Genomic DNA, 16,741 nt, shown 5'->3' with positions numbered 1-16,741 from the left:
CTCCCGTGCCGGACGCGGGGAGCTGAGCGCCGAGTTGAGTCGACGCGTCGACGAGGAGGAGTTACCGCATGAGTGAGACGGAGCACGAGGCCGGTCCCGGGGCAGACGGCGCCCACTCCGGCAACGCCCACGGGGCCGAGCCGGGGACGGCACGCGCCGACGGGGGTGCGGTGGGCGTGGAGCGGGGTGCGGCGGGGGCCGACCGGGATGCGGCGGGGGCCGACCGGGGTGCGGCGGGCGCCGGACCGCGCCGGGTGGGCGTCGGCATGGTCGGCTACGCCTTCATGGGCGCCGCCCACTCCCAGGGCTGGCGGACCGTCGGCCATGTCTTCGACCTGCCCCTGGGCGCGCGGCTCGCCGCCGTGTGCGGGCGCGACGGCACCGCCGTGCGCGCCGCCGCCGACCGGCTCGGCTGGGCCGCCGCCGAGACCGACTGGCGCGCCCTGATCGCCCGCGACGACGTCGACATCGTCGACATCTGCACGCCGGGCGACAGCCACGCGGAGATCGCCATCGCCGCGCTGGACGCGGGCAAGCACGTGCTGTGCGAGAAGCCGCTGGCCAACACCGTCGAGGAGGCCGAAGCCATGGCGGCCGCCGCCGAACGGGCCGCCGCGCGCGGCCAGGTGGCGATGGTCGGCTTCAACTACCGCCGCGTGCCCGCCCTCGCCCTGGCCCGCAGGATGGTCGTCGAGGGACGCCTCGGGGCGCTGCGGCACGTCCGTCTCACCTACCTCCAGGACTGGCTGGTCGACCCCGGCTTCCCGCTGACCTGGCGGCTGCGCAAGGACCGCGCGGGCTCCGGCGCGCTCGGCGACCTCGGCGCGCACATCGTGGACCTCGCGCAGTTCCTCACCGGCGAGGCCGTCGCGGGCGTCTCGGCGCTGACGGAGACCTTCGTACGCGAACGGCCGCTGCCCGAGGGCTCCTCCACCGGGATCACTGCGGCAGGCACCGGGGCCGAGCCGGGTTCCGGGGCGGGCGGCGGGTCCGAGACCGGGACCGCCGCGTTCGGGCAGGTCACCGTCGACGACGCCGCCGTCTTCACGGCACGCTTCCCCTCCGGCGCCCTCGCCACCTTCGAGGCCACCCGGTTCGCCACCGGCCGCAAGAACGCCCTGCGACTCGAACTCAACGGCTCCGAGGGCTCGCTGGCCTTCGACCTGGAGCGCCTGAACGAACTCTCCTTCCACGACCACACCGAGCCCGCCGCCTCCTCCGGCTTCCGCCGCATCCTCGTCACCGAACCCGGCCACCCCTATCTGGAGGCGTGGTGGCCGCCGGGGCACGGACTCGGCTACGAGCACACCTTCGTGCACCAGGCCCGCGACCTGCTCCACGCCATCGCCACGGGCACCGCGCCCGCGCCCTCCTTCGCGGACGGACTCTCGGTGCAGCGGGTCCTCGCGGCCGTCGAGGAGAGCGCCGAGAAGAACGCCGTGTACACCCCCGTACCCACCGCCCCTGTCCACGCCAGCGTCAACCTCGTCTGAGGAGGCTCGCCGATGCCCCGCTCGTTCACGCTCTTCACCGGCCAGTGGGCGGACCTGCCCCTGGAGGAGGTCTGCACCCTGGCCCGCGACTTCGGCTACGACGGCCTCGAACTCGCCTGCTGGGGCGACCACTTCGAGGTCGACAAGGCCCTGTCCGACCCCGGCTACGTCGACGGACGGCACGCCCTGCTCGACAAGTACGGCCTGAAGTGCTGGGCCATCTCCAACCACCTGGTCGGCCAGGCGGTCTGCGACGCGATCATCGACGAGCGCCATCAGGCGATCCTGCCGTCCCGCATCTGGGGCGACGGCGACGCGGAGGGCGTACGGCAGCGGGCCGCGGCCGAGATGGCGGACACCGCGCGGGCCGCGGCGAAGTTCGGCGTGGACACCGTCGTCGGCTTCACGGGCTCGGCGATCTGGCATCTGGTGGCGATGTTCCCGCCCGCCCCGGAGTCGATGATCGAGCGCGGCTACGAGGACTTCGCGGAGCGCTGGAACCCGATCCTGGACGTCTTCGACGCCGAGGGCGTCCGCTTCGCACACGAGGTCCACCCCTCGGAGATCGCGTACGACTACTGGACGACGCACAGGACCCTGGACGCCATCGGCCACCGTCCGGCCTTCGGCCTCAACTTCGACCCCTCCCACTTCGTGTGGCAGGACCTCGACCCGGTCGGCTTCCTCTACGACTTCCGGGACCGGATCTACCACGTCGACTGCAAGGAGGCCCGCAAGCGCCTCGACGGCCGCAACGGCCGCCTCGGCTCCCATCTGCCCTGGGGCGACCCGCGGCGCGGCTGGGACTTCGTCTCCACCGGCCACGGGGACGTCCCCTGGGAGGACGTGTTCCGGATGCTGCGCTCGATCGGCTACGAAGGGCCCGTCTCGGTGGAGTGGGAGGACGCCGGGATGGACCGGCTGCAAGGGGCTCCGGAGGCCCTGAGGCATCTCAAGGCGTACGACTTCGAGCCTCCGACGGCCTCGTTCGACGCGGCGTTCGGCGGCGAGAAGTAGCTGGTCACGGGGGACCGCGGAGCCCGTCGGCGGGGCTCCGCGGTGCACCGGCCTGCCCGGAACCGAGTTTGTCCACGCGCGGGAAGAAGTCCAACTAAAGGGCTGTGCAAGGGCTTTTCGCCGAGGACAAACCTGGCTACCGTCCCTGATGTGTACAGGACATAGACCCCTCCCGGGGTGACGGCGCATCCCGGGCGCCACACCCGCACCCCCACAGCGAACGGCCCCCGACCGGAGGACCCCGTGCACAGACTCCGCCCACGCAACCGCAGCGGCCTCGCCCTGCTCACCGGAACCCTGCTCACCGCCGCCACCCTCACCTTCACCGCGCCCCACGCGGGCGCCCAGGCGGAACCGCGGCCGCGGGCACAGCCGAAGGCCGAGGACTTCCAGCAGGTCACCCTCGCCAAGGGCGAGCCGGAGATGGGCGAGCCGATGACGCTCGCCGTGCTCCCCGACCGCTCCGTCCTGCACACCTCCCGCGACGGCACCGTCCGCCTGACCGACGCCACCGGGCAGACCAAGGTCGCCGGGAAGATCCCCGTCTACAGCCACGACGAAGAAGGCCTCCAGGGCGTCGGCGTCGACCCGGGCTTCGCCAAGAACAGGGCCGTCTACTTCTATTACGCCCCGCCCCTGAGCACCCCCGCGGGCGACGCCCCCAACGACGGCACCGCGGCCGACTTCAAGAAGTTCGACGGCGTGAACCGGCTCTCCCGCTTCGTCCTGAAGGCCGACGGCACCCTGGACGCCAAGAGCGAGAAGAAGGTCCTCGACGTCCCGGCGAGCCGCGGCATCTGCTGCCACGTCGGCGGCGACATCGACTTCGACAAGAACGGCAACCTCTACCTGTCGACCGGCGACGACTCCAACCCCTTCGCCTCCGACGGCTACACCCCCATCGACGAGCGGGCCACCCGCAACCCCGCCTACGACGCCCGGCGCTCCGCCGGGAACACCAACGACCTGCGCGGCAAGATCCTGCGCATCAAGGTGCGGGGGGACGGCTCCTACTCCGTGCCCAGCGGGAACCTCTTCAAGAAGGGCACCAGGAAGACCCGCCCCGAGATCTACGCGATGGGCTTCCGCAACCCCTTCCGGATGAGCGTCGACAAGCCCACCGGCATCGTCCACGTCGGCGACTACGGCCCCGACGCGGGCAAGGCCGACCCCAAGCGCGGCCCCGCGGGACAGGTCGAGTTCGCCCGCGTCACCAAGCCCGGCAACTACGGCTGGCCGTACTGCACCGGCAAGAACGAGGCGTACATCGACTACGACTTCGCCACCGGCGCCTCCGGCTCGGCCTTCGACTGCGCCGCGCCGAAGAACACCTCGCCGCACAACACCGGCCTCACCGCGCTGCCCCCGGCGCAGGCCGCCTGGATCCCCTACGACGGCGGGTCCGTTCCCGAGTTCGGCACCGGCTCGGAGTCGCCGATGGGCGGCCCCGTCTACCGCTACGACGCGCGGCTGGACTCGCCCGTCAAGTTCCCGCAGGCGTACGACGGGAACTACTTCGCCGGTGAGTTCGGACGCCGCTGGATCAAGCGCATCGACCAGGGCGCCGACGGCACCGTGAAGTCCATCAACGCCTTCCCCTGGAAGGGGACCCAGGTGATGGACATGGAGTTCGGCCCCGACGGCGCCCTGTACGTCCTGGACTACGGCACCGGCTTCTTCAACGGCGACGAGCACTCCGCCCTCTACCGCATCGAGAACGCCACCGGCGGCCACTCGCCGGTCGTCGAGGCCGAGGCGTCCGTGACCAGCGGCCAGGCCCCCCTCGCCACCAAGTTCACGGCGAAGGCCACGGACGCGGACGGCGACGCGCTGACGTACAGCTGGGACTTCGGGGACGGCGGCAAGTCCACGGAGCAGAACCCCTCGCACACGTACGACAAGAACGGCGTCTACACCGCGACCGTCACCGCCAAGGACCCCTCGGGCCGCACCGGCACCGCGAGCGCGCACGTCACCGTCGGCAACACCGCGCCCACCGTGAAGCTGGAACTCCCCGAGGACGGGCAGCTGTTCACCTTCGGCGACAAGGTGCCCTTCAAGGTGACCGTGACCGACCCGGAGGACGGCACGATCGACTGCTCCAAGGTCAAGGTCACCCACATCCTCGGCCACGACAGCCACGGCCACCCCGTGACCTCCGCCAACGGCTGCGAGGGCACCCTGCAGACCACCGCTGACGGCGAACACGACCCGAACGCCAACATCTTCGGGGTCTTCGACGCCGAGTACACCGACAAGGGCGCGAACGGCCAGCCCGCGCTCACCACCCACGACCAGAACGTCGTCCAGCCCAAGCACCGCCAGGGCGAGCACTACGGCGACTCCAAGGGCGTCTCCGTCGTCAGCCACACCCCCGCCCACGGCGGCAAGACCGTCGGCGACATCCACAACGGCGACTGGGTCTCCTTCAAGCCGTACGTCCTCTCCAACGCCACGAAGCTGACCGCACGCGTGGCCTCCGCCGGCTCCGGCGGCACCCTCGAAGTACGCGCCGGATCGGCCGACGGCACGCTCCTCGGCAGCGCGAAGGTCGACCCCACCGGGTCCTGGGAGACGTACACCGACGTTCAAACCGGCCTCGCCGGAGCACCCGCCGGGACGACGACGCTGTTCCTCGTCTTCAAGGGCGAAGGCACCGGCGCGCTCTACGACGTCGACGACTTCACCATCACCACGAGCTGAGGAAGGGGGCACCCCATGCGCGCACCAGCACGTCTGATCACCGCGACGGCGGCCGCCGCCCTGCTGATCGGCTGCGTGTCGGGCCCGGCTGCGTCCGACTCGGACTCCGCCCGCCCGGACGGCGACCGGAAGAAGGCGGGCGAACGGGTCCTGGTCTTCTCCAAGACGGCCGGGTTCCGCCACGACTCCATCCCCGACGGCATCAAGGCCGTCAAGGACCTCGGCGCCCGACACGGCTTCACCGTCGACGCGACCGAGAACGCGGGCGCCTTCACCTCCAAGAACCTCGCCCGCTACGACGCCGTCATCTGGCTCTCCACCACCGGGGACGTCCTGAACGGCACACAGCAGGCCGCCTTCGAGCGCTACATCCGCGCGGGCGGCGGCTACGTCGGCGTCCACGCCGCCGCCGACACCGAGTACGACTGGCCCTTCTACGGCCGCCTCGCGGGCGCCTACTTCCAGTCCCACCCCGCGATCCAGCCCGCGAAGATCAAGGTCGAGGACCACGCCCACCCGGCCACCGCCCACCTCGGCGCGGTCTTGGACCGCACCGACGAGTGGTACAACTACCGCGCCAACCCGCGCGACCGGGCCCGCGTCCTCGCCTCCCTCGACGAGTCGTCCTACAGCGGCGGCTCCATGGGCGGCGACCATCCCATCGCCTGGTGCCAGGGCTCCGTCGACGGCACCCCAGGGCGCTCCTTCTACACCGGCGGCGGCCACACCAAGGAGTCCTACGCCGACCCCGCCTTCCGCACCCACCTCCTGGGCGGCATCCGCTACGCCGTCGGCGCAGCCCAGGCCGACTGCCGTCCCGAACAGGGCTACACCCCGCTCTTCGACGGCACCGCCGCGTCCCTCGCCCGCTGGAAGCAGGCCGGTCCCGGCTCCTTCGAGCGGAAGGACGACGGCACCATCACCTCGGTCGGCGGCATGGGCCTGCTCTGGTACGAACCCCAGCAGTTCGGCTCGTACTCCCTGAAGCTCGACTGGAAGATCTCCGGCGCCGACAAGGACGACAACTCCGGGATCTTCCTGGGCTTCCCGCCCTCCGACGACCCCTGGACCGCCGTCAACAACGGCTACGAGATCCAGATCGACGCCACCGACGTCCCCGAGAAGACCACCGGCTCGGTCTACGGCTTCAAGTCCGCCGACCTCGCCGCCCGCGACCGGGCCCTGAACCCGCCGGGGGAGTGGAACACCTACGAACTCCGCGTCGAGGGCGAGCACCTGCAGATCTGGCTCAACGGCGTGAAGATCAACGACTTCACCAACACCGACCCGGCACGGAGCCTGCGCGACGGCCACATCGGCATCCAGAACCACGGCGCCGACGACCAGGTCACGTTCCGCGACATCCGCATCAAGGAGCTCCCCACCGGCAAGGGGCTCCCCACCGGCCCGGACCTGCCCACCCACGGGGAGGTGGGCAGCCGCTAGACGACGGTGGGCGGAGGACGCCGGACCTCCGCCCACCGTCTTGCCCCACCCGCCGCGCGCGGGGCGGGGGCTGCTCCGTGCGGGGCGGGACGCGGTCCTTGTTGGGGGACGGGGTCCGCTCTGTGCGGTGCGGGGTTCGCTTCGCGCGGGGTGGAGTTCGCCTCGTGCGACGCGGGCCCAGGTCCGTGTGGTGCGGGTGATGTACCGCAGGGCGCGGGCCCAGGTCCGTGTGGTGCCGGTGATGTACCGCAAGGCGCGGGCCCCGTTCCGCGAGGCGCGGGTGACGACCGTACGTGTCCGACGACAGGAGGCAGCCGTGTCCACCGAGTCCCCTTCTGCCAGCGCGCGCCCGACCGCTTCCACCGCCCCGGGCTCGACCGGGGTGTGGCTGATCGGAGCGCGCGGCTCCGTCGCGACGACAGCCATCGCGGGCTGCGCGGCGATGTCGGCGGGGCTGCACCCGCCCACCGGCCTGGTCACCGAGACACCTCCCTTCTCCGGCACCGGACTGCCAACGTTGTCCTCCCTCGTCTTCGGCGGGCACGACACCATGGAGTGCCCGCTCCCCAAACGTGCCGAACACCTCGCCGCCGGAGGCGTCCTGCCCCACGGCCTCCCCGCCGCCGTGCACGCCGAACTGGCCGCCGCCGACGCCGAGATACGCCCGGGCGGCCCCCTCCCCGGCGACTCCCGCACCGACGACGAACTGATCACCGCCTTCGCCGAGGAGATCCGCGACTTCGCCCACCGCCACCGGCTGGCCCGCGTGGTCGTGATCAACGTGGCCTCGACGGAACCGGTGGTCGTCCCGGGGGGACCGGCTGCGGGCTCGACGGGGTCGGTGTCCGCTTCGGCTAGGTCGGCCTCCCCTTCCGACGGGTCGGTGTCGGGCTTGGGCGGGTCGGCGTCGGCTTCCGACGGGTCGGTGTCGGGCTTGGGCGGGTCGGCGTCGGCTTCCGACGGGTTGACGTCCGGCTCGGTCAGATCGGCGTCCGGCTTGGGAGGGACTGCGTCCGGCTCGGGCAGGTCGGGGCCTGGATCGGGCGGGTCGGCGTATGCCTCGGGCGGCGGCGCCTCGGACCCGGCTGGTCCGGCGTCCTCGCCCGATGCGGGGCCTGCCTCCGCCGAACGATCCCTCACCTCGGCCGGGTCGGCCCGTGCCTCGATGGATCCGACCCTGGACCTGACCGGGTCGGTCCCTGCCTCGGCCGACCCGGCCCTGAGCCCAGCAGGGTCGGCCCCCGCCGCCCCCGAATCGGCGCCCGCCCCAGCCGAACCACCCCCCATCTCCTCCTCCGACCGGCTACCGCCCAGTTCCCTCTACGCCGCCGCCGCGCTCCGCGCCGGTGCCCCCTACGTCAACTTCACCCCCTCGACCGGCCTGCACCACCCCGCCCTCGCCGAGCTGGCCGCCGCCGCCGGGCTGCCCTTCGCCGGGCGGGACGGCAAGACCGGGCAGACCCTGCTCCGGTCCGTGCTCGGCCCGATGTTCGCCCAGCGCGCCCTGGCCGTCCGTGCCTGGTCCGGCACCAACCTCCTCGGCGGCGGCGACGGCGCCGCCCTCGCCGATCCCGCCGCGGCCGCCGCCAAGAACGCGGGCAAGGAACGCGTCCTCGCCGACACCCTCGGCACCGTCCCCGAGGGCGAGGTCCACATCGACGACGTCCCCGCCCTCGGCGACTGGAAGACCGCCTGGGACCACATCGCCTTCGACGGTTTCCTCGGCACCCGCATGACCCTCCAGACCACCTGGCAGGGCTGCGACTCGGCCCTCGCCGCGCCCCTCATCCTGGACCTGGCCCGCCTCCTCGCCCGCGCCCACGAAGCGGGACTCGACGGACCACGCCCCGAACTCGCCTTCTACTTCAAGGACCCCGACCCCGGCGCCTCCTCCGCCCTGCCCGACCAGCACCTCGCTCTCCTCGCCTTCGCCGACCGCCTCCGGGAGACCACATGAACGCCCGGCGCCCGGTGCCACATCGGCCGCCTCACCCCCTGCCCGCGTCGGCCCCCGTCACTGCGCCCGCCGCCGCACCGCCACGGCTGCCCGCGCCCCTGTCACTCCTCTCCGCCCTGTCCTCCCTCTCCGCCTTCTCCGCGCGTCCCGAGGAGGCCTCATGAACCTCCGCGCCTGGGCCGAACTCCTCCGCCTGCCCGCCCTGTTCACCGTCCCCGGTGACGCCCTCGCGGGCGCCGCGGCCACCGGCCTGCGCCCCGGCCGGGGCACCTTCCTCGCCATCGGCTCCTCCGTCTGCCTGTACGAAGCCGGGATGGCCTTGAACGACTGGGCCGACCGCGACGAGGACGCCGTCGACCGCCCCCACCGCCCCATCCCCTCGGGCCGCGTCACCCCCACCGCCGCCCTCACCGCCGCGGTCGCGCTCACCGCGGGCGGCCTCGCCCTGGCCTCCCGCGCGGGCCGCCCCGCCCTCGCCACCGCCACCGCCCTCGCGGGTACGGTCTGGGCGTACGACCTGGGCCTCAAGCGCACCCCCGCAGGTCCCGTGGCCATGGCGGCGGCCCGGGGCCTTGACCTGCTGCTGGGCGCCACCGCCACGGCAACAGCGGCGGGCGCTCGGGCGGACGCGGGCGCACGTCCGTCCTCGGCCGCGGGTTCCGGTGCGGCACAGGCCGTTGCGCAGACCCCAGTCGGGGGAGCCCGTACCGGCGAGGCCCTGGCAACCTGCCCCACCAGGCCCGGTCCGACGTACCCTGCCAGGCCCGGCGCGACGGACCCCGTCAGGCCCGGCGCGACGCACTCCGTCAGGTCCGAGGCGACGCTTCCCGCCAAGGCCTCGACCGCACCCCACCGCAGCGCACCCCACCGCACCGACCTCCACCTCCCAGACCGCCACCGCACCCGCACTCGCCCTCACCGCCCAGGCCCCGCGACAGCGGCCCGTGCCGCCCTGCCCGCCGCAGCCACCCTCGCCGCCCACACCCTCGCCGTGACCACGGTGTCCCGGAACGAGACCCAGGGCGGCTCGACCGGGGCCCCGTTGGGCGCCCTCGCCACGACGCTCGCGCTCGGGCACGCCGTGGCGTACACCTCACACCCCCCGGTGGGTCGGCGGACCGCAGCCGCCGCCGGCCCGCCGGGCACCACCTTCGGCCTCCCGGGCACCGCGTCCGTCCGGTCGAGCACCACCCTCGCCCTCGGCACGGCCTACGCCACCACGGCCGCCCGCCCCTACCTCCACGCGGCCCTGAACCCCTCACCTCCCTTGACCCAACGCGCCGTCGGCGGCGGCATCCGTGCCCTGATCCCGCTCCAGGCCGCCCTCGCGGCCCGCTCCGGTGCCCTCGGCACGGCCCTGGTCACGGCGGCCCTGGCCCCGCTGGCCCGCCGGTTCGCCCGCAAGGTGAGTGTGACGTGAGCGCGGGCGACGGCACGATCGCGCGCGGGACGTCGGCCGCACCCGTGCGACCCCGGTTCGGCTACGGCACCAACGGGCTCACCGACCTGCGGCTCGACGACGCCCTCGGCCTGCTCGCCGACCTCGGCTACGCCGGGGTCGGACTGACCCTCGACCACATGCACCTCGACCCCCTCGCGCCCGACCTGGCCGCCCGCACCCGCCGTGTGGCCCGGCGCCTGAACCGGCTCGGCCTGACCGTCACCGTCGAGACGGGCGCCCGCTATGTCCTCGACCCGCGCCGCAAGCACGGCCCCTCCCTTCTGGATCCCGACCCCCAGCGCCGCGCCGACCGCGTACGCCTGCTCGTCCGCGCCGTCCAGGTCGCCGCGGACCTGGACGCCCACGCCGTCCACTGCTTCAGCGGCATCACCCCTGACGGCACCGACGACACCACCGCCTGGCAGCGCCTCGCCGACGCCCTCACCCCCGTCCTCGCCGCCGCGTCCGGCGCCGGAGTACCTCTCGCCATCGAGCCCGAACCCGGCCATCTGCTCGCCACGCTCGCCGACTTCCACCACCTCCGTCATCTGCTGGGCGACCCCGAACCCCTGGGCCTGACCCTCGACATCGGCCACTGCCAGTGCCTCGAACCCGAGTCACCCGCCGACTGCGTCCGCGCCGCCGCGCCCTGGCTCCGGCACGTCCAGATCGAGGACATGCGCCGCGGCGTCCACAAACACCTTCCGTTCGGCGACGGCGAGATCGACTTCCCGCCCGTCCTGCGCGCCCTAGCCGCCACCGGCTACCAGGGCCTGACCGTCGTCGAACTGCCCCGCCACTCCCACGCGGGCCCCGAACTCGCCTCCCGTTCCCTTGAGTTCCTGCGCCGGGCCGACCGGATCGCCGTCACCGGTTCCGCCGCCCGCGAGGCCGCACCCCGAGGAGGAACCTCGTGAGCGACAGCCCGCCGACCCTCACGGCCGACCTCCCCCCGGTCGCCGACCTCCGCTCCCGCCTCGACGCCGCCCTCGACGACGCCGGCCGTACCTGGCTCGACCAGGCCGTCACCGCGGCCGCCGCGAACCCCGCCGGCAACACCTCCCCGCACGGAACCTCGGCCCGGGCGACCTCGGCCCAGGACACCTTCGTCGAATCCACCTCCGCTCAACCCGGCACGGCCGCCCACCTCCCCGCGTCCGGCGCCACCCCTGCCTGGGAGCTGCGCTTCGCCGAAGCGGGCCGCCGTTGCGGGCCCGACCACGCCGACGCCGCCCGGCTGGTCCTCCTGCACGCCGCCCGCGCCGACACCGCTACCCTCACCCGGCTCTACGAACAGGGCACCGCCACCGAACGCCGCGCCGTCCTGGGCGCCCTGCCGCACCTGGTGCCGGGGCCCGACGCACTGCCGCTGGTCGAGGACGCGCTGCGCACCAACGACACCCGGCTCGTCGCCACCGCCCTCGGCCCCTACGCCGCGCGGCACCTGGCCCCCCACGACTGGCGTCACGCCGTCCTCAAGTGCCTGTTCACCGGCGTCCCCGTCGACGCCGTCGCCGGTCTCGCCCACCGCGCCCGGGCCGATACCGAGCTGGCCCGCATGCTCGGCGACTACGCCGCCGAACGCACCGCCGCCGACCGCGCCGTCCCCGGAGATCTGTACCGCGTCCTGGCCCTGACCGACCCACCGACGGCGACCGACAGCGACACCCCGGCAACCCCCGGCCCCGACGACCGCGCCACGAGCCCCGACCACCCGGCGGCCGCGAACCCCGACCACCCGGCGGCCACCGGCCCAGACCACCCGGCGGCCCCCGCGCCCTTCGCGGCCCCTTCGACGTCCACCGGCGAGGAGCAGGAGTCCTGATGCGCATCTTCGACCCCCACATCCATATGACCTCCCGCACCACCGACGACTACGAGGCGATGCACGCCGCCGGGGTCCGCGCCGTCGTCGAGCCCGCGTTCTGGCTCGGCCAGCCCCGCACCTCGCCCGCCTCCTTCGTCGACTACTTCGACGCCCTCCTCGGCTGGGAACCCTTCCGCGCCGCCCAGTACGGCATCGCCCACCACTGCACGATCGCGCTCAACCCCAAGGAGGCGAACGACCCGCGGTGCACGCCGGTCCTCGATCTGCTGCCGCGCTATCTCGTCAAGGACAACGTCGTCGCCGTCGGTGAGATCGGCTACGACTCCATGACCCCGGCCGAGGACACCGCGCTCTCGGCCCAGCTGCAGCTCGCGGCCGACCATGAACTGCCCGCCCTCGTGCACACCCCGCACCGCGACAAGCTGGCGGGCCTGCGCCGCACCCTCGATGTCGTGAGGGAGTCCGCGCTGCCCCTGGAGCGGGTCCTGATCGACCATCTCAACGAGACCACCGTCAAGGAAGCCAAGGACGCGGGCTGCTGGCTCGGCTTCTCCGTCTATCCGGACACCAAGATGGACGAGGACCGGATGGTCGCGATCCTGCACGAGTACGGCCCCGAACAAGTGCTGGTCAACTCGGCCGCCGACTGGGGCAAGAGCGATCCGCTCAAGACCCGCAAGGTCGGCGACGCCATGCTGGCGGCGGGGTTCTCCCCGGACGACGTCGACCGGGTGCTGTGGCGCAACCCCGTGGCCTTCTACGGGCTCAGCGGCCGCCTCGCCCTCGACGTCACCGACACCGAGGCCACCCACGAGGGCAACTCCATCCTGCGCGGCGGTGCCTGAGCCATGCGCTTCCGCCACCCCGACGGGTCCATCATCCACCTCGCGTACTGCACGAACGTCCACCCCGCCGAGACCCTCGACGGCGTCCTCGCCCAGCTGCGCGACCACTGCGAACCCGTCCGCAAGCGCCTCGGCCGCGACCGCATCGGCATCGGCCTCTGGCTCGCCAAGGACGCCGCCCACGCCCTGGTCACCGACCCGGCCGCACTGCGCGGACTGCGCGCCGAACTGGACCGGCGCGGCCTGGAAGTCGTCACCCTCAACGGCTTCCCCTATGAGGGCTTCGGCGCCGAAGAGGTCAAGTACCGCGTCTACAAACCGGACTGGGCCGACCCCGAACGCCTCACCCACACCACCGCCCTGGCCCGCGTCCTCGCCCAACTGCTGCCGGACGACGTCACCGAGGGCACCATCTCCACCCTTCCGCTCGCCTGGCGCACCACCTTCGACGCCCCTCGCGCCGCCGAGGCCCGCTCCGCCCTGCTCGCGCTCGCCCAACGCCTGGACGCCCTCGCCGAGCTGACCGGCAAGTCCATCCGCGTCGGCCTCGAACCCGAACCGGGCTGCACCGTGGAGACCACCGGCGACGCCATCGCCCCCCTCACCGCGATCGGCCACGACCGCATCGGCATCTGCGTGGACACCTGCCATCTCGCCACCTCCTTCGAAGACCCGGGGACCGCGCTCGACGCACTCGCCGCCGCGGACATTCCCGTCGTCAAGTCCCAGCTCTCCGCCGCCCTGCACGCCGAACACCCCCATCTGCCGGACGTCCGCGCGGCCCTCGCCGCCTTCGACGAACCCCGCTTCCTGCACCAGACCCGCACCCTGCCCCAGGAGCCCGGCGGGGCCGCCGCCGGCGGGACCCTCGTCGCCACCGCCCTGCGCGGCACCGACGACCTCGGCGAGGCCCTCACCCGCCACGCCCTGCCCGACTCGGCGCCCTGGCGCGCCCACTTCCACGTCCCCCTGCACGCGCCTCCCGCCGCGCCCCTCACCTCCACGCTCCCCGTCCTGAAGGACACGCTCACCCGGCTCGTCGGCGGACCGCACCCCCGCACCCGCCATCTCGAAGTCGAGACCTACACCTGGCAGGCCCTCCCGCCCGAGCTGCGCCCCCGCGCCCGCCCCCAGCTCGCCGACGGCATCGCCGCCGAACTCACCCTCGCCCGCGACCTGCTGACCGAGCTCGGCCTGAAGGAACTGCCATGACCCCTCCCGCCCCGGCACAGCCGAACCCACTGCTCGTCCTCGACGTCGTCGGCCTCACCCCCCATCTGCTCGAGCACATGCCGCACCTCGCGGCTCTCGCCCGGTCCGGCTCCCGCGCGTCCCTGGGCACCGTCCTGCCCGCCGTCACCTGCGCCGCCCAGTCGACCTTCCTCACCGGGACCATGCCCGCCGAACACGGCATCGTCGGCAACGGCTGGTACTTCCGCGAGCTCGGCGACGTCCTGCTGTGGCGCCAGCACAACGGCCTGGTCTCCGGCGACAAGCTGTGGGACGCCGCCCGCCGCGCCCACCCCGGCTACACCGTCGCCAACATCTGCTGGTGGTACGCGATGGGCGCCGACACCGACTTCACCGTCACCCCCCGTCCCGTCTACTACGCCGACGGCCGCAAGGAACCCGACTGCTACACCCGGCCCCCGGCCCTGCACGACGAACTCACCGAGAAACTCGGCACCTTCCCCCTCTTCCACTTCTGGGGCCCGGGCGCGGACATCGTCTCCAGCCGCTGGATCGTCGACGCCACCCGCCACATCCTCACCACCCGTCGGCCCGACCTGGCCCTGTGCTACCTCCCTCACCTCGACTACGACCTGCAGCGCTTCGGCCCCGACGACCCGCGCTCGCACCAGGCGGCCGCCGACCTGGACACGGCACTGGCCCCGCTCCTGGACCAGGCGAAGGCGGAGGGCCGCACCGTCGTCGCCCTGTCCGAGTACGGCATCACCCGGGTCAGCCGCCCCGTCGACATCAACCGCGCCCTGCGCCGCGCCGGACTCCTGGAAGTGCACACGCAGGACGGCATGGAATACCTCGATCCGATGGCGTCCCGCGCCTTCGCCGTCGCCGACCACCAGATCGCGCACGTCTACGTCCGGCGGCCCGAGGACCTGGAGGCCACCCGCGCCGCCCTCGCCGACCTGCCCGGCATCGAGCAACTCCTCGACGACGAGGGCAAGAAGGCCCACCACCTGGACCATCCCCGCTCCGGCGAGCTCGTCGCGGTCGCCGAGCCGGACGCCTGGTTCACGTACTACTACTGGCTCGACGACGCCCACGCGCCCGACTTCGCGCAGCTCGTCGAGATCCACCGCAAACCCGGCTACGACCCCGTCGAGCTGTTCCTGGACCCCCAGGACCCCTACGTCCGCCTCAAGGCCGCGGGCGCCCTCGCCCGCAAGAAGCTCGGCATGCGCTACCGCATGGCGGTGGTGCCCCTGGACCCCTCACCTATTCGCGGCAGCCACGGCCGCCTCCCCACGAGCGATGACCTTGATTCCGGGCCGCTCATCCTGTGCTCCACCCCCCACGCCGTCACCGGCCGCGTCGCGGCCACCGATGTGAAATCGCTCCTGCTGCGCCTCGCCGGCCTGCACTGAGCGATCTGTCTCCACTGAACCAGAGGGCGCGGACCACGGCATCAGGGTCCGCCCCCGACCTCACCCTGATCCGTTATTCGAACTGATCCCTGATCCCTGATTCCTGGTCCCTGAATCCTGATCAGTCCTCGATCCGTGATCAGCCCCCGACCCCTGAACCCGAACCCAGCCAGGGAGATACCGCATGAGCCGCAAGCACACCCCGGACGACCCCGAGGTCGCCCACAGACTCAGTCGCCGCGGCATGCTCGGCGTCGCTGCGGGCACCACCGCGGCCGCGCTCGTCGGCGCCGTCGCCGCCACGGCACCCGCGGCCGCGGCCGAGCCCGCCGCGGCGGCGCGGGGCAAGGGCCGCGGCCGCCCCGTCCTGCCGCCCGGCCGCCTCGGCATCCAGCTCTACAGCCTCCGCGACCGGGTCTCCACCGCCGGATTCGCCACTGTCTTCCGCGAGTTGGAGCGCTACGGCTACGACGAGGTCGAGTTCGCCGGATACACCCAGGGCTCCGCCGGACCCATCACGCTCGCGCAGCTCAAGCGGCTGGCCCACGACCACGGACTGAACCCGATCGGCAGCCACGTCGGCTACTACGACGACGGCAACCCGAACGCGTACACCTTCGCGCAGAACCTCACCAAGGTCCTCGACGACGCCGAAGCGCTCGGCCTCAAGCACATCGGCACCGCGTCGGGTCCCTTCCGCTACGGCTCGACCGTCGACGGGTGGAAGCGGGCCGCGGAGGACTTCAACACGTACGGAGAAGCGGCCCGCGCGCGGGGGATGAAGTTCTACCAGCACAACCATGCCGAGGAGTTCTCCTTCGCCACGGACAAGCCGAACGTGCGCCTCTACGACGTGCTGCTGGCCGAGACCGACCCGGACCACGTGTTCCTGGAGATGGACATCTACTGGGCGTACTCGGCGCAGTTCCGCTTCGGCAAGCAGGTGGACGGCACTCCGCGGCCCTTCGACCCGCTGGACTACGTCCTCAAGCGGCCGCACCGCTACCCGCTGTTCCACGTCAAGGACGGTATCCGGGACGACTCCGCCCGGGACGGCTACCGCATGTCGGACGTCGGTGACGGCGACATCGACTACAAGAGGTTCCTGTCCAAGGTGACCGCCCGCACCCACCACGGCCGCCGCTACCACCACTGGCAGGCCGAGCACGACAACCCTGCCGAGTCCTACGCGTTCGCCCGCAAGTCCAGCGCGCACCTGCACTCCCTGCGGGAGCGCTGCGGCGACTGAAGCAGCCGCGGGGCCGAGCACGAGGGAACGGCGCGCCGCGGGGAGCGGCACAGGGGGAGGGGGGGGGGGGGGGGGGGGGGGGGGGGGGGGGGGGGGGGGGGGGAGGAGAGGAAGAAAACGAGGAGTACGGAGGGGAGGGGGAGGTGAGAGGGG

12 protein-coding genes and 1 pseudogene are annotated in these 16,741 nt (G+C 73.0%); all 13 read left to right on the top strand.

Annotated features, from left to right (window positions below; genetic code table 11):
• Positions 1-68 precede the first annotated feature (68 nt).
• The 13 genes and pseudogenes from ACZ6AA_RS24855 to ACZ6AA_RS24795 all read left to right on the top strand — a co-directional run bounded on the left by ACZ6AA_RS24855 (position 69) and on the right by ACZ6AA_RS24795 (position 16,588).
• Positions 69-1,493 (top strand): Gfo/Idh/MocA family protein, encoded by a 1,425-nt coding sequence (locus ACZ6AA_RS24855; protein ID WP_468454746.1) that lies wholly within the window; start codon positions 69-71, stop codon positions 1,491-1,493.
• Positions 1,494-1,505: 12 nt separating this feature from the next.
• Positions 1,506-2,510: a sugar phosphate isomerase/epimerase family protein gene (locus ACZ6AA_RS24850; protein ID WP_468454748.1), complete on the top strand. Its 1,005-nt coding sequence runs from the start codon at positions 1,506-1,508 to the stop codon at positions 2,508-2,510.
• 243 nt (positions 2,511-2,753) lie between these two features.
• Positions 2,754-5,213: a PQQ-dependent sugar dehydrogenase gene (locus ACZ6AA_RS24845; protein ID WP_471460024.1), complete on the top strand. Its 2,460-nt coding sequence runs from the start codon at positions 2,754-2,756 to the stop codon at positions 5,211-5,213.
• 15 nt (positions 5,214-5,228) lie between these two features.
• Positions 5,229-6,659, top strand: coding sequence for a ThuA domain-containing protein (locus tag ACZ6AA_RS24840; RefSeq protein ID WP_468454752.1), 1,431 nt, complete (start codon positions 5,229-5,231; stop codon positions 6,657-6,659).
• Positions 6,660-6,900: 241 nt separating this feature from the next.
• Positions 6,901-7,470: pseudogene (locus tag ACZ6AA_RS24835) on the top strand (inositol-3-phosphate synthase); the annotation flags it as partial.
• Positions 7,459-8,616 carry an inositol-3-phosphate synthase gene (locus tag ACZ6AA_RS24830; RefSeq protein ID WP_471460214.1) on the top strand — a complete coding sequence of 386 codons (1,158 nt, stop codon included), beginning with the start codon at positions 7,459-7,461 and terminating at the stop codon, positions 8,614-8,616. The pseudogene ACZ6AA_RS24835 and the gene ACZ6AA_RS24830, both read left to right, overlap by 12 nt.
• Before the next feature lie 160 nt (positions 8,617-8,776).
• Positions 8,777-10,036 carry a UbiA family prenyltransferase gene (locus tag ACZ6AA_RS24825; RefSeq protein ID WP_471460022.1) on the top strand — a complete coding sequence of 420 codons (1,260 nt, stop codon included), beginning with the start codon at positions 8,777-8,779 and terminating at the stop codon, positions 10,034-10,036.
• Entirely contained in the window at positions 10,033-10,974 is a 942-nt protein-coding gene (locus ACZ6AA_RS24820; protein WP_471460020.1) for a sugar phosphate isomerase/epimerase family protein, read from the top strand. The genes ACZ6AA_RS24825 and ACZ6AA_RS24820 overlap by 4 nt, the downstream gene beginning before the upstream one ends.
• On the top strand, positions 10,971-11,882 hold the full coding sequence (locus ACZ6AA_RS24815; protein WP_471460018.1) for an EboA domain-containing protein: 912 nt from the start codon (positions 10,971-10,973) through the stop codon (positions 11,880-11,882). Before ACZ6AA_RS24820 ends, ACZ6AA_RS24815 begins: the two co-directional genes overlap by 4 nt.
• A complete protein-coding gene (locus tag ACZ6AA_RS24810; RefSeq protein ID WP_471460017.1) occupies positions 11,882-12,730 on the top strand; it encodes a TatD family hydrolase in 849 nt (282 codons plus the stop codon). Before ACZ6AA_RS24815 ends, ACZ6AA_RS24810 begins: the two co-directional genes overlap by 1 nt.
• 3 nt (positions 12,731-12,733) lie before the next feature.
• On the top strand, positions 12,734-13,942 hold the full coding sequence (gene eboE, locus ACZ6AA_RS24805; protein ID WP_468454762.1) for a metabolite traffic protein EboE: 1,209 nt from the start codon (positions 12,734-12,736) through the stop codon (positions 13,940-13,942).
• Positions 13,939-15,339 carry a nucleotide pyrophosphatase/phosphodiesterase family protein gene (locus ACZ6AA_RS24800; RefSeq protein ID WP_468454764.1) on the top strand — a complete coding sequence of 467 codons (1,401 nt, stop codon included), beginning with the start codon at positions 13,939-13,941 and terminating at the stop codon, positions 15,337-15,339. The genes eboE and ACZ6AA_RS24800 overlap by 4 nt, the downstream gene beginning before the upstream one ends.
• A 184-nt stretch (positions 15,340-15,523) precedes the next feature.
• Positions 15,524-16,588, top strand: a complete 1,065-nt coding sequence (locus ACZ6AA_RS24795) for a sugar phosphate isomerase/epimerase family protein (protein ID WP_471460014.1) — start codon at positions 15,524-15,526, stop codon at positions 16,586-16,588.
• Positions 16,589-16,741 lie beyond the last annotated feature (153 nt).

The organism is Streptomyces sp. NPDC040610 (assembly GCF_055594065.1).
Note: the sequence above shows the minus strand (reverse complement) of the source record. Positions and strands in the feature narration are given on the sequence as shown.